A 19,949-nucleotide genomic window follows, 5' to 3' on the forward strand; every position below is an offset into this window, starting at 1 on the left:
CCCCCACCCTGTGCGCCACGAACGGGGAGGAGCGACACGCCATGGCCAGTCGGATGCGCATGCCCCAGCCGGGCGTCGGACAGTTCGTGTCGCTGCGCGGACGGTTGTGGATGGTCGAGGCGCAGCCCGACGGTCCGTTCGACGGCCATCGCCTCGCCTGTATCGACGACGACGCCAGCGGCGAGGATGCGCGCGTGCTGTGGAGCGCCGAAGTCGATGCCCGGCTGCATGACGAAGAGGCATGGGCGTCGCTCGGCAGCGAAGGCGGCGCGGGCGGCGGCGATGCGGCGACCTTTTCCGCCTATCTGCGCACCGTGCGCTGGCGCACCGCGACCGCCGCCGAACGCGACCTGTTCCAAGCACCGTTTCGCGCCGGCATCCGGCTCGACCCCTATCAGCTGCTCCCGCTGCGCAAGGCGCTGCGCCTGCCGCGCGTCAACCTGCTGATCGCCGACGATGTGGGGCTGGGCAAGACGGTCGAGGCCGGGCTGGTGCTGCGCGAGCTGCTGCTGCGCCGTCGGGTCGACTATACCGTGGTGCTGGCCCCGGCGGCGATGGCCGGACAGTGGCGCGACGAATTGCAGAGCAAGTTCGGCCTCGCCTTCGACATCGTCGATGCCCGCCACCTCGAACAGCTGCGCCGCCGCCGTGGCTATGGCGCGAACCCGTGGGCGGCGGGATCGCGCTTCATCCTGTCGCACCGGCTGCTCGGCGACGAGAATTACGTCGCGGGCCTGCGCGACGTGCTGGAGGATTTCCGTGCCCGCTCGCTGCTGATCCTCGACGAGGCGCACCATGCCGCGCCTGCGGGCGGCGGACGCTATGCGATCGAAAGCCAGTTCACGCGGAGCCTTCGCGACCTGTCCGACCGGTTCGAACATCGCCTGTTCCTGTCGGCCACGCCGCACAACGGCCACCCCAACAGCTTCGCGACGCTGCTCGAACTGCTCGACCCGCAACGCTTCACCCGTGGCGTACAGGTGCGGCCCGCCGATCTCGAACCTGTCATGGTCCGCCGGCTGAAAAGCGACCTGCGCGCGCTGGGCGAACGCTTTCCGGAACGCGTGGTCGAACCCGTCGTGCTCGCCGACCTGCCCGACGACACGCCCGAACTGGTGCTGGCGGCGATGCTGGCCGACTATCGCACCTTGCGCGAGGGGCGGATCGCCGCGCTGCCCCCGGCACAGGCGGCGCGGGCGCGGCTGGCGTTCGTCGGGTTGCAGCAGCGGCTGTTGTCGTCGGTCGCCGCCTTCGCCCGCACGCTGCGCGTCCATCTGGCCGGGCTCGACCGCGCCATTGCCGGGGCCGCCGCCGCGACCGCCACGCCCGACCTACCCGACGCACCCGAGACGATCGCGGAGGAGGATGCCGCACTCGATCGGCTGGCCCGGCGCGATGCCGCCCGCGCCGAAGCCGCCGCGATCGACGGTGCCGCCGGTGCGCTTCCCCGCCAGCTTTCCGCCGAGCGCGAACAGGTGCTGGCGATGCTCGCACGGGCGGACGCGGCGCGCACCGCCCCCGATGCGCGGGTGTGCTGGCTGCTCGACTGGGCCACGACCCACCTGCTCGACGGCGAGGGGCGCTGGCGCGACCGGCGGCTGATCCTGTTCACCGAATATGAGGATACCCGCCGCTGGTTGCAGCGGCAGTTGTCGGTGCTGCTCGACCCGGCCGATGCCCACGAAGCGCGGCGGATCGACAGCTTCACCGGCATCACCTCGACCGAGCGGCGCGACGCGATCAAGCGCGCGTTCAACGATCCCGCCGACCCGCTTCGCATCCTGATCTGCACCGACGCCGCGCGCGAAGGCATCAACCTGCAATCACAATGCCACGACCTGATCCATGTCGACCTGCCATGGAACCCGTCGCGGCTGGAACAGCGCAACGGGCGGATCGACCGCAAGCTGCAACCCGCCGACACCGTCACCTGCCGCTATTTCGTGTACGCGCAGCGCCCCGAGGACGTCGTGCTCGACGCGCTGGTGCGCAAGACCGAGCTGATCCGACGCCAGCTGGGATCGGCGGGACAGGTGCTGGGCGACCGGATCGCCGGGCGGCTGGCGAACGGCATCGACCGGGCGGCGGCACGCGACATCGCCGATCGCATCCGGTCGGCACAAGCCGATGCGCAGGTCGCCGCCGCCGTCCGCGACCTCGACGACGGCGCCGCCGCGCGCCTTGCCCGGCTCAGGCGCGAACAGGCCGATCTGGCACAGGCGCTCGATAAGGCGCGGGCGCGGGTCGGCGTCGATCCGGGCGAGTTGCAGTCGGTCGTCGCGCTGGCGCTGGACCGTGCAGGCGGCGACTGGACCATGCCCACCGCGGTCGGCGACACGCCGGTCTTCACGCTCGACACCGCGCGCTTCGCCGGCGACCCCGGCTGGACGCCGCTGCTCGACGATCTGCGCGCCCGCCCGCCCCGCCCCGGTGAGCGCCCCCACGAATGGCGCGCCAGTACCGATGCGGCGGTGCGGCAGGTCAGCTTCGCGCCTGCCATCCTGCCCGACGGGCGCGATGCCGGCGGGGTCGTGCAGTTGCATCTCGAACACCGGCTGGTGCGGCGGCTGCTCGGACGGTTCCTCTCGGCGGGGTTCCGGCAGGGGCTTGAGCGCAGCTGCGTCATCCGCACCGCGACCACCGCCACGCCGCGCGTCGTGCTGCTCGGCCGCCTCGCCCTGTACGGCGAACAGGCGGCACGGCTGCACGAGGAGGTGCTGAGCGTCGCCGCCGACTGGCGTCCGCGCGAGGCGGGCGACGCGCCGCTGCGCGCGCTGGCCGAAGGGCGCGAGGCGGAGGCGCGGGTGCTCGACGAACTGCTCGCCGCGCTGCGCGATGCGCAGGACGCCGACCCCGACACGATCCGCCGCACCACCGCCGGCGCCACCCGCGACGTCGCCGACCTGCGCCCGATCCTGACCGAACGCGCAGCGGCACGGCTGGCCAAGGTCGCAAGCGAACTGACCCGCCGTGCCGCTGCCGAGGCGCAGGGGCTGGAAACGCTGCTCCGACAACGCATCGCCCGCATCCAGCGCGAGCGCGGCAGCGACGACAGCCAGCTGAGCCTGCTGCTCGATTCCGCCGAGGAACGGCAACGCGCCGCCGATCGCCGCTCGTGGGAGCGGACCGCCACCCGGCTCGACGACGAACTGGTCCGCGAACCCGAACGGCTGCGCGCCGCCGCGCGGCTACAGGCCAGCCGGATCGAGCCGATCGGCCTCGTCTATCTGTGGCCCGCCGCATGAGCGACGGTTCCGGCCCGCACGACTGGATCGGCTATCTGCAACCGGTCGGGCTGGTGGTGGCGCCCGCTGCCCTCACCCGGATCGGCGCATGTGTCACGCCGCAGACCGCCGCTGACGGCAGCGCGGTCGCGGCGGCATTGGCGGGGGACGACCGCTGGACCCTCTTCCGCGACATACTCGGCTGGGTGCCCGACCGGGTGGCGGGGGCGCCGGGTGGCCCGACGTTGCCCGATGCGCTGCGCGTCGCCTTTCCCGAACAGGAACTGCTGCTCGAACCGCACTGGGCGGTACTGGACGCCGACGGCACGCCGCAGCTGCTGGTGCGGATCGAGGCGCCGGGACTGATCCTCGACCGGCGCGGCACGCTGGACGGGTGGGAGGCGACGGCGCAGCAACGCTTCGAACGGCTGCTGCGCGAGACCGGGGTCGGCGCGGGCGTGATCGTCGGCGCGCGCGAGACCGGGCGGCGCGAGGGCGCGACGGTCGAACCGGTCCTGCGGCTGGTCGTCGCCCCGCGTGGCGAGGTGTCGGGGCATATGAGCTGGCCGCTGAACGCCTTGGTCCAAACGTCGGGGCGGACGATGCTGGCGGGGATGAAGCTGCTGCTCGACGCCCATGCGCTGTTCACCGGCCCGCCGACGCACCGCCTGCCCGCGCTGCTGGCGGAAAGCCGCGCGGCACAGGCGGACGTGTCGTCGCGGCTGGCGGGACAGGTGCTCGCCAGCCTGCACGAACTGCTGCGCGGGCTCGACGCCGCCGATCCGGAGCGCATCCGGCGGCTGGCGGCGGAGCGGCCGCAGCATCTCTACGAAGGGCTGCTGACCGTCCTGCTGCGGCTGATCTTCATCCTCTATGCCGAGGATCGCGCGCTGATGCCCTCGACGCCGGGCGGCACCGCGGCGGCGCTGTACGAACAGGGCTATGCGCTGGGCGCGCTCCACCTGCGGCTGCGCGACGACGCCGCGCTCTATCCCGACACGATGGACGAACGGCGTGGGAGCTGGGGGCGGCTGCTGGCGCTGTTCCGGCTGGTCGATCGCGGCGATCCGTCGGGGTTCATGCAGGCGCGCGGCGGCACGCTGTTCAGCGAGCACGCCTTTCCCTTCCTGCTCGGTCGCGCGGCGGCGGGCGATGCGGAGCGCGTGCTGCCGGTCGGCGACGGCTGCGTGCTGCGCGTGCTCGACGGCCTGCTGATCGACCGGGGCGAGCGCATCGCCTATCGCGCGCTCAGCGTCGAACAGATCGGGTCGGTCTATGAGACGGTGATGGGCTTCACCGTCGAACGGGCGGCGGGGCCGATGCTGGCGATCCGCGCGGGCAAGGGCAACCGGGTGCCGGTATGGGTCGACCTGACCGCGCTGGCGGGCGTCGCCGGGGCGGAGCGCGAGAAGCAGCTGAAGGCCGATACCGGGCGCAGCGTCTGGCCGGCCGCCGTCGCGAAGGCGCTGCGCTGCGCCACCGATGCCGATGCGCTCGCCACCGCGCTCGCGCCGCTCGCCGACCCGCGCGCCTGCCCGCGTGCCGTGCCCGTAGGGCCGGGCACGCCGATCCTGCAACCGACCGACGAGCGCCGCCGCACCGGCAGCCACTATACCCCGCCGACCCTGACCCGCCCGATCGTCGCCCACGCCCTTGCCCCCGCCTTCGCCCGCATCGGGGCGGATGCCGGGCCGGGCGAGGTGCTCGACCTCAAGGTCTGCGACCCCGCCGCCGGGTCGGGCGCGTTCCTGGTCGAGGCGTGCCGCCAGCTGGGCGAGCGGCTGGTCGAGGCATGGAGCCGCTGGCCAGCACAACGCCCGACGATCCCGGCGGACGAGGACGAACTGCTCCACGCGAAGCGGCTGGTGGCGCAGCACTGCCTGCGCGGCGTCGACCGCAATCCGCTGGCGATCGACCTCGCCCGATTGTCGCTGTGGCTGGAGACGCTGGCGAGCGCGCACGAATTCACCTTCCTCGACGCGGTGCTGCGCTGCGGCGACAGCCTGGTCGGGCTGCCGAACCCCAAGATCGTCGCGGTGACGTGGGACCAGGTGTCGGGCCAGCACAGCTTCGTCGAGGCGATCGTGCGCGACGGGATCGACGCCGCCGCCGAACTGCGCCGGCTGATGCGGCAGGAGGCGGAGATCGCGCCCTATGCCGCGCAGGAACGCCGCCACCGCGCCGCGACCACCGCGCTGGCGCGCGCGCATCTGGTCGCCGACGCGATCCTGTGGTCGTTCTTCACCGGCGCCGGGGCCCGCGACCGCGCCGCCCGGCTGGCGGAGGTGCAGCAATGCGTGCTCTCCCCCGGTCCCGCCAGCTGGGCGCAGCTGTCGGCATGGCAGGACGCGCTGCACGCCGCGCCGATCGGCATCCGCCCGTTCCACTGGGAACTGGAATTCGAGGACGTCTTCACCCGTCCCAATCCCGGCTTCGACGCGATCATCGGCAACCCGCCCTTCGCCGGCAAGAACACGATCAGGGCGGGCCACGCGCCGGGCTATGGCGACTGGCTCAAGACGCTGCACGCCGACACGCACGGCAATGCCGATCTCGCCGCGCATTTCTTTCGCCGCGCCTACAGCCTGCTGCGCGACGGCGGCGCGTTCGGCCTGATCGCGACCAACACCATCCGCCAGGGCGACACCCGCGACAGCGGCCTGATGCGCATCCTCGCCGAGCGCGGCACGATCTACCGCGCGGTCAGCCGCCACGTGTGGGAGGGCGAGGCGGCGGTGGTGGTCGCGCAGGTGTTCGTGCGCCGCGGCGGGACCGACGACGCGCCACCCGTGCTGGACGGGCGCCCGGTCCGGCGGATTTCGGCTCATCTGATGGAGGGGGATCTGGACGGCGTACCGGCCACGCTGCGGGCGAATGCCGGCATCTCCTTCATCGGGTCGTTTCTGCTCGGCATGGGTTTCACGTTCGACGACGTGAACGCCGCACGCGGGAAGGCGACGCCGCTTGCAGACATGGTCCGCCTGACAGCAGCCGATCCTTCCAATCGGTCGATCATCAAACCGTATCTGGGCGGCGAGGAGATCAACAACTCCCCGAACTTCGCGCACCACCGCTACGTCATCGATTTCGGCGACATGCCTGTAGCGCGCTCGGTCGTGGGCGAAAGCTGGGACCGGCTGTCCCCGGACGAACGCGCGCGACAGCTACGGCTGGGCGAGGTCGCAGTCGATTATCCGGGGCCGGTGGCGGCCGACTGGCCCGACCTGCTGGCGATCGTCGCCGACCGGGTTCGGCCCGAACGGCTGTTGCAGGACGACCTGAACGGGCAGCGCCTGTGGTGGCGCTTCCTGCGCAATCGTCCCGAACTATACCGGACGATTGCGCCCCTCAGCCATGTGCTGGCGATCAACTGCGGCGCGACACCGCATGTCGCCTTCGCACGCCGGACGTCGGATGCGACCTTTTCGCACACGACCGCGATCTTCGCCCTGTCCTCCCACGCCGCGTTCGCGACGCTTCAGTCGCGCGTCCACGAGGTCTGGACCCGCTTCTTCGCATCCACGCTGGAAGAACGCCTGCGCTACACCCCCTCCGACTGTTTCGAAACCTTCCCCCTGCCCCCCGGCTTCGACGACGCCCCCGCGCTCGAAGCCGCCGGCGCTGCCTGTCATGACCACCGCGCCGACATGATGGTCGCGCGCGGACAGGGCATGACCCCGACCTACAACCGCTTCCACCGCAAGGGCGATACCGCCCCCGACATCACCCGCTTGCGCACGCTGCACGATGCGATCGATCGCGCGGTGCTGGCCGCCTATGGTTGGGACGACCTCGCCGAACAGGCCGCGCCCGTATTCCTCGATGCCGAACAGGAAGACGACCACCGCTATCGAAACCGCCTGTTCTGGCCGGCGGCGTTCCGGGATGCGGTGCTCGGGCGGTTGTTGTTGCTGAACGGGGAACGCGCACGACAGGAGCGGATGCGATGAACGCGACACGGGTGCGCAGCGAAATGGTGGCGCGGCTGCGGCGCAACCTGATCGGGCCGGGGCCGGACGACACCGACCTCGCCACCGAACGCCTGCCCCCGGGCGAGGCGCCATCGCGCTGGTATCTGGCGGGGTTCATCGCCCCGTCGGGCGAGTTGACGACGGACACCCCCGCCGCCGGGGAAGCGGAATGGGACGAGATCGACGGCTTCCTGACCGACGAGGGCTTCGGCGCGGGCGGGGCGGCGGGCGATCACGACGAACCCGACACCCCGCCCGCGCGCCGTCGCTTCCTGCCCAGCACGATCGGGCTGTCGGCGATGGTCGCGCCGGACGTGCGCACGCTCGACGTCACGGTCGACTGGGGCGATTACGTGCCCGAACCGCCGCTGCCGCCCGAAATCCTCGACGGCGGCGGCGATCCGCACGGCGGCCCGGTCGGCTGGCGCCGGGTTCCGCGCAGCGCGATGCTGACGCTCGCCATCCCCGCCGACGAAGCGGGGATCGAACGCACCGCGATTCCCGGATCGTCGGCGACCGCGCGGCCCGGCGGCGCGCTCGAACTGGCGGTGCGTGCGCGCCCCTTCGCGCTGCGCCTCGCCAGCGGGGCCGAACGGATCGTGCAGGTCGTGACGATATTCCTCGTCAACAAACGGCTGGAGCCCGCGCCGCGCTACCGCGACCTCGCCCATGCCTATCAGGTGCGCCTGTCGCTCGGCTGCGGCGACGGCTTCGTCGCGCAGCACGACCTGTCGCGCATCGCCCGCGACGACTGGGACGACCAGCTCGCCGACCTGCATTATCGCGACGCCGCCGCCTATGCCGTCGGGCTGGGCTGCGCGACCGGCCATGTCGCCGATGCCGACGGCATGGTGCGGCGGGTCCACACCACCCACCTGCCCCATGCCGCGGTCGAACGCACCGTCGCGACCGCCGTCGCCGGTGCCGAATTCGGCATGGACCGGCTCGCCGCGCTGGCGGAGGACGGCTATGCGCTTCAGGCCGCGCTCGCCCCGCTGCTCACCGCCTACGACGCATGGTCGTCCGGACAGCGCACCGCGGCGGCGGACCTCGCCGACGCCCCGCAACGCGCCCGCACCGCCGCCACGCTGATCGCCGCGCAGGAGGAAGCATGCGCCCGGATCGCCGCCGGCATCGCGCTGCTGGCCGACGACCCCCTCGTCCGCCGCGCGTTCGGCATCGCCAACCGCGCCGTCGCCGACGCCACTCGCGCGCGCCGCCCGTCCGACACGACGCCGGCATGGCGCCCGTTCCAGCTGGCGTTCCTGCTGCTGAACCTGTCGGCGATGGCCGATCCGACCCATCCCGATCGCGACGCCGCCGACCTGCTGTTCTTTCCGACCGGCGGCGGCAAGACCGAGGCGTATCTGGGCCTCGCCGCCTTCACCATCGCGCTGCGGCGGCTGGGGGCCGACGGGGTGCTGGGCGCCGGTGTCGCGGTCATCATGCGCTACACGCTGCGGCTGCTGACCCTCGACCAGCTCGGCCGCGCCGCCGGCCTCGTCTGCGCGCTCGAACTGCTGCGCACCGGGCCGGACTATCGCGACGCGGCCGGTCGCCCGCTGCTCGGCGACTGGCCGATCGAGATCGGGCTGTGGGTCGGTTCCGACGCCAGCCCCAACCGGCTGGGGCGGCGCGGCGACCGCAGCGAGGGGACGGCGGTCCGGCGCGTCCGCGCCTATACCAGCGGCCGCGACACCCGCGCCCCCGCCCCGATCAAGGCATGTCCGTGGTGCGGCACCGCCTTCACCCCGCAGAGCTTCCGCTGCGTGCCCAATGCCGACGCGCCGACCAACCTCGAACTGCGCTGCGTCAACCACGCCTGCCCGTTCACCGGCGACCGCGCGCTGCCGGTGGTGAGCGTGGACGAGGCGATCTATCGCCGCCTGCCCGCCTTCCTGATCGCGACCGTCGACAAATTCGCCGCGCTGCCGTGGAACGGCGCGGCGGGAGCGTTCTTCGGCCATGTCGACCGCGCCGACGACGACGGATTCTACGGCGCGGCGGAGCCCGGACGCGGGCGGCCGCTCGACAACGGCCACCGCCTGTCGCCGCCCGACCTGGTGGTGCAGGACGAACTGCACCTGATTTCCGGCCCGCTCGGCACCGTCGCCGGGCTGTACGAGGCGGCGATCGACGGCCTCGCCGCGCGCAGTATCGGCGGGCAGCGCGTCCGGCCGAAGATCGTCGCCTCGACCGCCACGGTGCGGCGTGCCCGCGACCAGATCCGCGCGCTGTTCGATCGCGATGCGACCCATATCTTTCCGCCACCGGGCATCGACCGCCGCGACAGCTTTTTCGCGCAGACCCGCCCCGAAAGCGCCGACGACCCGGCGCGCTGGTATGTCGGCATCGCCGCATCGGGGCGTGGGCCGAAGCTGGTGTTCCTGCAGGCGCTGGTGACGCTGCTCGCCGCGGCACAGGGGCTGGCGGACAGCGACGGCGATGCCGACGCCTATCGCACCGCGCTCTGCTATTTCAACGCGCTGCGCGAACTGGGCGGCGCGCGGCGCATCGTCGAGGACGAAGTCGCCGCGCGCCTCGCCGACTATGGCGACCGGCGGCGGCGGATCGAGCCTGCCGACCGCCCCTTCGGCAACCGACCCTTACGCGAGCCGGTCGAACTCACCTCGCGCGTGTCGACCGATCAGGTCGCGGCGGCCAAGCGGCGGCTGGAGGCGCGGTTCGACGGCGACGCCGGGGGCGATGGAGCCGAACCGGTCGACGTGGCGCTGGCGACCAACATGATCTCGGTCGGGCTCGATATCGACCGGCTGGGGCTGATGCTGGTGCAGGGCCAGCCCAAGACGGCGGCGGAATATATCCAGGCGACCAGCCGAGTCGGCCGCAACCCGGCGCGCCCCGGGCTGGTGGCGGTGGTGCTCAACATCCACCGTCCGCGCGACCGGATGCACTATGAACAATTCACCCATTTCCACGACACCTTCTATCGCGCGGTGGAGGCGACCAGCGTGACGCCATGGTCGGCGCGCGCGCTCGACCGGTCGCTTGCCGCCGTGGTGGTGGCGATCGCCCGGCATCTCGACCCGGCGCTGACGCCGTCCGGTGCGGTCGCGGCGCTGGCGAATGCCCCGGCGACCCGCGCGGCGGTGGTCGCGCATCTGGTCGACCGCGCGCCGCCCGGCATCGATGGCGGTCGCGACCGGCTGGCGGCAACGATCGGGGGGCTGCTCGACGACTGGGTCGCGATCGCCGGCGAACAGGTGCAGGCCGGCGGCCGCTTCAGCTATGACGACCGGCCGCAACGGCTGCTGAACCCGCCGCTCGACCCCGTGCTCGACAACCTCTCCCCCGCGCATCGCCGGTTCCAGGCGGGATGGAGCATGCGCGACGTCGAACCGGGCGTGCTGGTCAAGCCGCGCGGCCCCGGCGGCGAGAAAGTGACCGGCGCGGGAGACATGGCATGAGCAACAAGCGCATCACGCTGCGCCAGTCGCAACTGGTGTTCGGTTTCGGTCCCGGTGCGATGGTCGACCTGCCGACCCGGTCGGTCGTCATCGGCGGGCTCGACCTGTGGCACATGCGCGAACGCGGCAGCTGGCGCACGATCCACGAACCGCGTGCCGTCGCGGTGCTGGAGACGCTGCTGCGCGCCACCCACCGGCTGGGCGACGACGTCCGCCTGACGCTGCGCACCCCGCCCGCGCATGACGAGGGGCGCAGCGCCACCGGCGAACCACCGGGGATCGAGGCGCGCATCTTCCCGGCATGGTTCGTCGCACGCGAAGGCGAGGCTATGGGCGACATCCGCCGCCGCCGGCTGGTGCGCTGGCAGGACCTGAACCCGCGCGGCCGGGCCGATTTCGTCGACGAGGACGGGCGACGGCTGCCCGTCACCCCGATCCGTTTCGTCGCCGGATGTCACAAGGGGCATTTGCAGGACATCGACTGGGGCTATGCCGTCCATGTCGATCTGGGCGTTCGCTGCCTCCAGCCGCTGTGGCTGGAGGAGCGGGGGACCTCGGGCGATCCCGCCTCGACCCGCATCGTGTGCGGCTGCGGTGCCGCGCTGTCGCTGCGCGATGCGCAGGCCGACGGGCGTTTCGGCAAGTGCCGCGGTCGCCGCCCGTGGCTGAACCGCGACGAGCCGACCGACTGCGGCGAGAACCTGCGCTTCCTTACCCGCACCGCGACCAACGCCTATTTCCCGCAGGTGCTGACCGTCATCTCGCTCCCCGCCGCCGAGGACGAGCTGACCCGGCTGGTCGAGGCGCAGATGGACGCGATCGACTGGGTCACGACCGCGGCGGAGGTGGCGATGGCCCGCCGCGCCAACCCGCCCCTGCGCGCCGCGCTGGCGGGGTGGAGCGATGCCGAGGTCGTCGCCCGCGTGGCGCAGCTGCGCGCGACCGGCCACCTGACGCTGGCCAAAGCGCCCAAGGTCGCCGAGTTCGACCTGCTCGCCTCCGGCCTGCCCGAGATCGGCGCCGACACCCCCGACGCCCGGCTGTTCGCCCGCACCCTGAGGCGCGACCAGTGGGACGGCGACCGCCCCCGCCTGTCGCCGATCGCCTCCGTCGTCGCGGTCCACCGCCTGCGCGAGGTCGCCTGCCTCTACGGCTTCACCCGCTTCGAAGCCGCCCCCACCGCGATCGACGGCGACCTCGAGGAACTGCACATCGCGGTCGAGGGCGCGGCCCTTGCCAGCGAGCTGGACTGGCTCCCCGCGGTCGAGCAGCTGGGCGAAGGCATCTTCCTGCGCTTCGACCCACACGCCATCGCCGCCTGGCTCTCGCGCCCGGCCGTCGTCGCGCGCGGCGAGGCGCTCTACAATGGCTGGGAACGCTGGAGCACGACACAGGCGCATGGCGACAAGCTGCGCTTCCCCAACCTCGCCTATTACGCGATGCACGGCTTTTCTCACGCGCTGATGAACGAGATCGCGCTCGACTGCGGCTACCCCGCCACCGCGCTCAAGGAACGCCTCTACGCCGTCGTCGACGAGGACGGCCCGCGCTACGGCCTGCTGCTCTACACCGCCTCCACCGGATCGCAGGGGACGCTGGGCGGACTCGTCGCCGTCCTCCCCCGCCTCGGCGCCATCGCCGAACGCGCGCTCGACCGGCTGGCGCTGTGTTCGGGCGATCCGATCTGCGCCGAACACGATCCCGACGACCATATCGACGAACGCGCGCTGAGCGGTGCCGCCTGCCACAGCTGCCTGCTGGTCGCCGAGACATCGTGCGAGGCGCGCAACCTCTACCTCGACCGGGCGCTCACCGCCCCGACGATCCTGACCGGTGCGGCGGCGTTGTTCGGTGGCTGAGCGGATAATCGACCGTCCGGACTTGACGCGCGCCGTCGATCGGGCACCTTTGCGCCCGGTGGAGGGGCAGATGATCGGTTGGCAGGACGAACGCGGCGAGCCGCAGCGCGGCACCCTGTTCGCGGCGTTCGCGGCGCTGGCGGACGGGCAGGCGTGGAGCTTTTCCGCGCTGCGCCCGCACCAGCGCGAGCCGTGGCACGCCTTCACGGTTCAGGTCGCCGCGCTCGCGCTGATCCATGCCGGCACCGATGCGCTGCCAACAGGCGAGGTGGCGTGGCGCGACCTGCTGCTGGCCCTCACCCCCGACAGCCCGCACGCGTGGGAGCTGGTCGTCGACGACTGGTCGAAGCCCGCGCTGCTCCAGCCGCCGACCATCGCGCCGGGGGACAGGGCGGCGTACCGGAACCGCCTGCCGACGCCGGATGCGCTCGACATGCTGGTGACCGCCAAGAATCACGACCTGAAGCAGGAGCGGATGGTGGCGGCAAGCGACGAGGACTGGCTGTTCGCGCTGGTCACGTTGCAGACCACCGAAGGTTTTCTGGGTGCGGGCAACTATGGCATCTCGCGGATGAATGGCGGGTTCGCGTCTCGCATGAGCCTCGGCATCCGCCCGGCGGGCGGCGCGGCGCAGGCGTTCCGGCGCGACGTCGCGCGGCTCGTCGCCGATGCCCGCGCCCGCCCCGATCGCCGCACCGGCACGGCGCTGCTGTGGACCGTGCCGTGGGACGGCACGCTGTCGCTCGACTATGGCACGCTCGACGAACTCTATGTCGAGATCTGCCGCCGGGTGCGCCTGCGCCGTACGCCGGCCGGGATCGAGGCGCTGGCCGCCGGCTCCAAATGCGCCCGCGTCGCCGCCGGCGAGTTGAAGGGCCGGACGCTGGACCCTTGGGCGCCGATGAAGGCCGACGGATCGACCAGCCACACGCCGACCGGCGCGGGCTTCGGCTATCGCCAGATGGCGAACCTGCTCGACAAGGCAAAGATCACGCTGCCGATGCTCGCCGCTGCCGACCCCGCCGACGACAGCGACGGGCTGTCGATCGTCGCGGCGGCGCTGGTGCGCGGTCAGGGCAAGACCGAGGGGCTGCACCGCCGCATCGTCCGCACCCATGGCGCGCGCCGCGACGCCGACGGGCGCCCGATCGCGATCGAGCGCATCGGCGAGGTCGCCCGCAAGCGCGCCGACGAAGGCTTCGAAGCCAGCCGCCGCCTCGGCCGCGCGCTGATCTCGCTGGTGCAGGGCGGCCCCGAACGCGCCCGGCTGGACGACGATTCCGCAAAGAAGAAGACCGAACGCTGGCTCGCCCGCTTCAACGAAGCGGTCGACGCCATCTTCTTCGACGCGCCCTTCTGGGCCGAAGTATCGGGCGAGGCCGATAATCCGCGCATGGCGTGGCGGGTCACGCTGCGCGACATCGCCCGCGACATGTTCGACGTGGCCGCCGAAGCGGCACCGGGAACCGAGGTCCGCCGGGTCCCGGCACGCGCCCGCGCCGGATCGCTGCTCCACTATGAAATGAAGAAATGGGTCGAGGAGGCCGAATATGGCGAGTAACCCCGCCGCCGCGAACGCGGACCCCGCGACCGCTGAAAAACCCGACGACTGGATGACGTCGATCTCGCGCCAGACGCACGGCATGTCGAGCGGCGATCGCGCGGCGCTGCGTCGCATGCAACTGACCAGGTCGCCAGGCGCCGATGCCGTCGCGATCAAGATGCTGCTCCGGGCGGACGTGCCGCAGTCGCGGGTCAAGGACGACTGGACCCGGTTGCGCCTGATCGGTCATTTCGCCGGGCTGTTGTCGGGCACCGCCGCCCTCCGCCCCCATGACGAACGGCGCGGGGTCGGGGCTGCGTTGTTCGAAGCAGGCTTTTCGGAAAAGCGCCTGCTGCGCCTGCTCGCTAGCCGGGGGGAGGCGCTGGGCGACCAGCTCGCGCTCGCCGTCCGCATCCTGTCGCGGGAGCGCAAGCCCGTGAACCTGTGGGACATCTATCACCTGCTGGGCAGCGATCCGGTCAAATCCGACGCCGCCCGGCTGCGCATGGCGCGGCACTATTATGCCGCGCAGGCCAAATCGAACTGAGGGGATTTTTGCATGACGACCACCGCAACCGACGGCATCGTGCCGAAATTCATCCAGATCCATTTCCTCGCCGCATGGCCCGGCGCGCTGCTCAACCGCGACGATGCCGGCCTCGCCAAGCGCCTGCCGTTCGGCACCGCCACGCGGACCCGTGTGTCGTCGCAATGCCTGAAGCGGCACTGGCGCAAGGCAAACGATCCCCGCGCGCTACACGAATTGGCGAAGCAGAACGGTATTGAGGGGCTGCGCAGCAAGTTCGCTATCGAACAACGCGTCACGGGCGGGCTGCGCCAGACCCATTCGAAAGAGCTTGTCGATGCCATCGAGCTTGCCTTCCTCAAGACGATTTATGGCGACAAGTCGAAACTATACGACGGAACGTCGAACAGCGTGCGAGAACGACAGGCGCTGTTGTTGGGTCGCAATGAACTCGAGTATCTCCGCCAGCAGGCAGAAGCGGTTGCGGCTCAGACCGCAGACCCCAAAGAAGCCAAGGCTCTGATCGACGCTTGGGTCAAAGAGCGCGATCAGAAGGGGAACCTGAAACAGCTGCGCGAACAGAACGCGCTTGCTTCCAGCCTTGAGGCCGCGTTGTTCGGTCGCATGGTGACCAGCGATACGCGCGCCAATCGTGATGCGGCGATCCATGTCGCGCACGCTTTTACCGTCCATCCCGAACAGACCGAACTCGACTATTTCACGGTGGTCGACGATCTTCCCATGAAAGAGGACGATGCCGGTGCCGCCGGGGTGTTCGATACCGAACTGACTTCCGGCCTGTATTATGGATATGTCGTCGTCGATGTGCCACTGCTAGTGTCGAACCTCACCGGTTGTGACGGGCCCGACTGGGCCGGGGATCAGGACCGCGCGCTAGCAGCGCAGGTCGTAGAAAATTTGATCCAGCTAGTCGCCGAAATCTCGCCCGGCGCGAAAAAGGGGTCGACCGCGCCCTATAGCCGCGCCGAACTGGTGCTGGTCGAAGCCGGCGACCGCCCACCGCGCACCCTCGCCAACGCTTTTCGCGACGCGATCGCTACTAAGGATCGCACCTCCAACCACTCACTCGGCCACCGCACGGCGCAGGCGATGACCAAGCATTTGCACGACCTAGACACGATGTACGAGACCGGGGAGGCCCGCCGCCTCGCCGCCCTTCCCGACCTTGCCCTGCCCAATATTGCCACCGGCAGCCTGCGCGAACTCGCCGCATGGGCGGGCCAAGTCGTGCGGGACGCCCGCGCGTGAAACACCTGCTGCTCGATTGCGAAGCGCCGTTGATGAGCTTCGGCGGCGATCTGGTCGATGCCTACGGCGTGGTTCGCGATTTTCCGGCAAAATCGATGGTTGCCGGGCTGTTCGCCAACGCGCTCGGCTGGGAACGCCATGACGTCGACGCCCATGCCGCGTTGCAGGCGCGGCTGACGATCGGATCAGCGCGTGTGCGCGAAGGGCGGCGCGAACGCGAGTTCCAGACCGCACAGCTCGGCGCGAACGATCGCGGCTGGACCACGCGCGGCCGGGTGGAGGGGCGCGCGGGCGGTGCTGACACCTATAAATCGCCGCACATCCGCTACCGCGACATGGACGCCGACGCCCGCGTGCTCGTCGCCTGCCGCCTGTCGCCCGCCGACGACGCCCCGACCCTCGACATGCTGGCAGCGGCGCTGACCCGCCCCGAACGCCCGCTTTTCCTGGGTCGGAAACCCTTCGTCCCGTCGCACCCGCTGCTGTTGGGCGTGGTGGAGGCCAACACCATTCCTGAAGCGCTGGCGCTGGGCTTTACCAAGATCAAGCTGCCCCGCCCCGCCTCGATCCGTGCGCAATGGCCGTTCGGCGAACCGACCGGCAGCGTCGTCACACACGGTACACAGACGGAGGAACTGACCGACGAACGCCACTGGCCCGTCGGCGTCCATGCCGGGTTGCGCCGGGTGACAGTCGGGCGGCTCGACTGGCCGGGGGTGACGCCGTGACGCTTCACCTCGCGCGTATCGGCATCCATGTCCGTGCACTGGCCGGCTTCGCGGTGGCGCGGCGGTTGAGCGACGAGGATTTCGGCTATGCCCTTCACGCCGCGCTTGCCGCCCGCTTCGGCGATGCCGCGCCGCGCCCGTTCCGCTTTCTGCCGGATCATGAAAAGGGTCCGCATTTGCTCGGCTATGTCGACGATCGCGCCGCGTTCGTCGACGCCGCCGCGCTGCCGCCGCCCGATGCCGCGATAGACGGGCTGTTCGATGGCGAACCCGGGCTGCGCCCCATGCCGGAAAGCTGGCGCGAAGGCGCGCGCTTCGGTTTCGAGGTCCGCGTGCGGCCCGTCGTGCGCTTCGGCAAGTCGGTCCGCGCCGCGCGGACCGGGCGGGACGGCGGCTGGCTGTCCGGCGCGGGCGAGATCGACGCCCACACCGCCGCGCGCGAACGGGTCGCGCGCGCGGGTGGCGACCCCGATACCGTCGATCGCGCGGCGGTCTATACCGACTGGCTGGCAAAGCGCCTCGCCGCTGCGGCGACGCTCGATCACGCCGACCTCCGGCACTTCCGCCGCACCCGCACCCTGCGCAACACCCATCGCAGCGAAGGGCGCCGCACCCACCGGGTCGAGGGGCCCGACGCGCTGATCGGCGGGACGCTGACCATCGTCGATCCTGCCGCGTTCGCCACGCTGCTGGCCAGGGGCGTCGGGCGGCATGGCGGGTTCGGCTATGGCATGTTGCTGCTCGCGCCGCCGGGCCGCGGGTAATGTTGTCGGGGCGCCTCGGCCTCGAAAAGGCGCGGATACCCCATGCCGACCGGCAGGGGCTGGTGTGGCTCGACCGCGGGCGGCTGGAGGTGGAGGATGGGTGTCTCCGCTTCGTGACGGCGGGCGGCGGGACGCTGGGCGCGGGCGACTACCAGATTCCCTATCATGCGATCTCGATCGTGCTGCTGGGGCCGGGGTCGAGCGTAACGCACGATGCGCTGCGGCTGCTGGCGCGGCATGGCTGTGCGCTGGCGGCGATCGGCGACGGGGCGGTCCGCTTCTACACCGCGCCGCCGCTGATGCCCGACAGTTCGGCGCTGGCGCGGGCGCAGGTGCGGCGCTGGTCCGACCCGAAGCTGCGCATGGAGACCGCGCGCGCCATGTACGCGATGCGCTTCGGACAAATCGTGCGCACGCGCGAGATAACCGTGCTGCGCGGACAGGAGGGCGCCCGGATCAAGCGGGCCTATGTCATGGCCGCCGAGCGCCACGGCATCGTGTGGAACGGCCGCCGCTACGACCGCGAGAACCCGGAGGCGGGCGACCTCGCGAACCAGGCGATCAACCATGCCGGATCGGCGATGACCGCCGCCGCCGCGGTCGCGGTGGCGGCGACCGGCGCGATCCCGCAGCTGGGCTTCGTGCATGAGGATTCGGGGCAGAGCTTCGTGCTCGACATCGCCGACCTGTACCGCCACGACGTGCTGCTCGACATCGCGTTCGGCGCGGTGCGCGAGGCGCGCGGGCGCGGTGCCGCCCCGATCGAGCGGCTGGTGCGCAAGCGCGCGGCGTTGCTCTTCCGCCAGCGCAGCGTGATCCCGGGCATGATCGACCGGATCAAGACGCTGCTGATGCCCGGTGAAGCGGTTGCGGCGGACACGGGTGCGGGGGTGGCGACCTGATGCCGCTGACCGTCGTCATCACCCGCGACGTCGAGGACCGCTATCGCGGCTTCCTCGGCTCGGCGATGCTCGAACTGGCGCCCGGCGTCTATGCCCAGCCGCGGATGAGCGCGGGCGTGCGCGGCCGCATCTGGGCGGTGGTCGAGGAATGGCATGGCCGCCTGCGCCGCGGCAGCATCGTGATGTGCTGGGCCGAACCCGCCTCGGCGGGCGGGCTCGGCCTGTCGGTACTCGGCGAACCGCCCAAGGACGTCGTCGCGCACGACGGCATCCTCCTGGTCCGCCGCACCCTCTCGGCCTCGCAACAGCCGGCCGGCTGAGGCACGTCTTTGACATCGTGAAGAATGTCGAATTGCAACCATGTCCCCGACATGGCAAGCAAGTTGAACATCTTGCGCCCAAGAGTCTCCCCCGCACCCGCGGGGATCATCCGTCGCTGGGCCACGCGGCGCTCGACGAACTCACGTCTCCCCCGCACCCGCGGGGATCATCCCGTCGGGATGATCCCGTTCACCCGGTCGCGGCGGTCTCCCCCGCACCCGCGGGGATCATCCCCCGCGGCCGGTTAGCGACTCCACCGCATCGAGGTCTCCCCCGCACCCGCGGGGATCATCCCTCGTCTTTCTCCTTCTTGTCGTCGGCGCCCGCGTCTCCCCCGCACCCGCGGGGATCATCCCGGGGCGAAGCTCACGGGTTTGCCCCGGCCGCTGTCTCCCCCGCACCCGCGGGGATCATCCCTGCGCATCCACCGTGACCGGGTGCTGATCTTCGTCTCCCCCGCACCCGCGGGGATCATCCCAGCAGGCCGCTGACTGCGGATGACAGGTTGATGTCTCCCCCGCACCCGCGGGGATCATCCCCCTCGCCAGCACGGCGTGTGGAATGCTGAGATGTCTCCCCCGCACCCGCGGGGATCATCCCGCGGTCAGCGGGGAGGTCATGCGGGCCCCCTGGTCTCCCCCGCACCCGCGGGGATCATCCCAACCTCCAACGTGCCTTCGACCTGCTCGACTTGTCTCCCCCGCACCCGCGGGGATCATCCCGGGGCGAGCGGATGCGAACGCCGTTCTGCTGAGTCTCCCCCGCACCCGCGGGGATCATCCCAGAACGCCGTGACCGGCCGCCGACGAGTTTGGGTCTCCCCCGCACCCGCGGGGATCATCCCCTCCGGGGTCAGCATGTCGACGATCGGATGATGTCTCCCCCGCACCCGCGGGGATCATCCCGCCGTGTTCGTGTTCAACCTGTCCGGCGGAAAGTCTCCCCCGCACCCGCGGGGATCATCCCTGGAGAGCGTGGCGGACGTGGTCACAGTCGCGGTCTCCCCCGCACCCGCGGGGATCATCCCATCGGGTTGGGCCGGGACGTATCCGGCGAATCGTCTCCCCCGCACCCGCGGGGATCATCCCCGCTTGGCCGGTATCGGTTACGAGTGGCACCGGTCTCCCCCGCACCCGCGGGGATCATCCCTGGCGATGGCTTCGCAGACTGGCAGCTTTGCGGTCTCCCCCGCACCCGCGGGGATCATCCCTGTGCGGCCAAGGTCAGCGCGGCGCGGACATCGTCTCCCCCGCACCCGCGGGGATCATCCAGCGCAGCCTCGTACTCGTCAATCATGTCCATGGTCTCCCCCGCACCCGCGGGGATCATCCTTGTGTGACGACGGATACGCCGATCATGCTGGCGTCTCCCCCGCACCCGCGGGGATCATCCCCAGAAGGCCACCCCATGACCC

Annotated in this window: 11 protein-coding genes and 1 CRISPR repeat array; all 11 genes read left to right on the forward strand. The window is 71.3% G+C overall.

From position 1 onward, the window contains the following. The first annotated feature begins 53 nt into the window (after nt 1-53). From drmD to cas2e, 11 genes are read left to right on the forward strand one after another with little or no spacing between them, the layout of a single operon-like run. Nucleotides 54-3,245, forward strand: a complete 3,192-nt coding sequence (drmD, locus tag QLH51_RS19050; RefSeq protein ID WP_283514666.1) for a DISARM system SNF2-like helicase DrmD — start codon at nt 54-56, stop codon at nt 3,243-3,245. Then, entirely contained in the window at nt 3,242-7,174 is a 3,933-nt protein-coding gene (locus tag QLH51_RS19055; protein WP_206429307.1) for an Eco57I restriction-modification methylase domain-containing protein, read from the forward strand. The genes drmD and QLH51_RS19055 overlap by 4 nt, the downstream gene beginning before the upstream one ends. Further along, entirely contained in the window at nt 7,171-10,623 is a 3,453-nt protein-coding gene (gene drmA / locus QLH51_RS19060; RefSeq protein WP_125662489.1) for a DISARM system helicase DrmA, read from the forward strand. The genes QLH51_RS19055 and drmA overlap by 4 nt, the downstream gene beginning before the upstream one ends. Continuing rightward, nucleotides 10,620-12,482 (forward strand): DUF1998 domain-containing protein, encoded by a 1,863-nt coding sequence (drmB, locus tag QLH51_RS19065; protein ID WP_125662486.1) that lies wholly within the window; start codon nt 10,620-10,622, stop codon nt 12,480-12,482. The genes drmA and drmB overlap by 4 nt, the downstream gene beginning before the upstream one ends. 22 nt (nt 12,483-12,504) lie before the next feature. Then, complete coding sequence (locus QLH51_RS19070) at nt 12,505-14,043, forward strand: type I-E CRISPR-associated protein Cse1/CasA (RefSeq protein WP_164516253.1); 1,539 nt, start codon at nt 12,505-12,507, stop codon at nt 14,041-14,043. Continuing rightward, complete coding sequence (gene casB, locus QLH51_RS19075) at nt 14,033-14,572, forward strand: type I-E CRISPR-associated protein Cse2/CasB (RefSeq protein ID WP_125662481.1); 540 nt, start codon at nt 14,033-14,035, stop codon at nt 14,570-14,572. The genes QLH51_RS19070 and casB overlap by 11 nt, the downstream gene beginning before the upstream one ends. Before the next feature lie 12 nt (nt 14,573-14,584). After that, nucleotides 14,585-15,820 (forward strand): type I-E CRISPR-associated protein Cas7/Cse4/CasC, encoded by a 1,236-nt coding sequence (cas7e, locus tag QLH51_RS19080; protein WP_125662478.1) that lies wholly within the window; start codon nt 14,585-14,587, stop codon nt 15,818-15,820. After that, nucleotides 15,817-16,548, forward strand: a complete 732-nt coding sequence (gene cas5e, locus QLH51_RS19085; protein ID WP_206429306.1) for a type I-E CRISPR-associated protein Cas5/CasD — start codon at nt 15,817-15,819, stop codon at nt 16,546-16,548. The genes cas7e and cas5e overlap by 4 nt, the downstream gene beginning before the upstream one ends. Beyond that, entirely contained in the window at nt 16,545-17,312 is a 768-nt protein-coding gene (locus QLH51_RS19090; RefSeq protein WP_164516252.1) for a type I-E CRISPR-associated protein Cas6/Cse3/CasE, read from the forward strand. Before cas5e ends, QLH51_RS19090 begins: the two co-directional genes overlap by 4 nt. Continuing rightward, a complete protein-coding gene (gene cas1e, locus QLH51_RS19095; protein WP_125662470.1) occupies nt 17,312-18,214 on the forward strand; it encodes a type I-E CRISPR-associated endonuclease Cas1e in 903 nt (300 codons plus the stop codon). Before QLH51_RS19090 ends, cas1e begins: the two co-directional genes overlap by 1 nt. Beyond that, complete coding sequence (cas2e, locus tag QLH51_RS19100) at nt 18,214-18,534, forward strand: type I-E CRISPR-associated endoribonuclease Cas2e (protein WP_125662459.1); 321 nt, start codon at nt 18,214-18,216, stop codon at nt 18,532-18,534. The genes cas1e and cas2e overlap by 1 nt, the downstream gene beginning before the upstream one ends. Nucleotides 18,535-18,618: 84 nt before the next feature. Continuing rightward, a CRISPR array of direct repeats spans nt 18,619-19,928; the repeat unit is 29 nt; unit sequence GTCTCCCCCGCACCCGCGGGGATCATCCC. Nucleotides 19,929-19,949: the final 21 nt, after the last annotated feature.

Source organism: Sphingomonas sp. 2R-10, from assembly GCF_030062225.1.
GTDB lineage: Bacteria > Pseudomonadota > Alphaproteobacteria > Sphingomonadales > Sphingomonadaceae > Sphingomonas.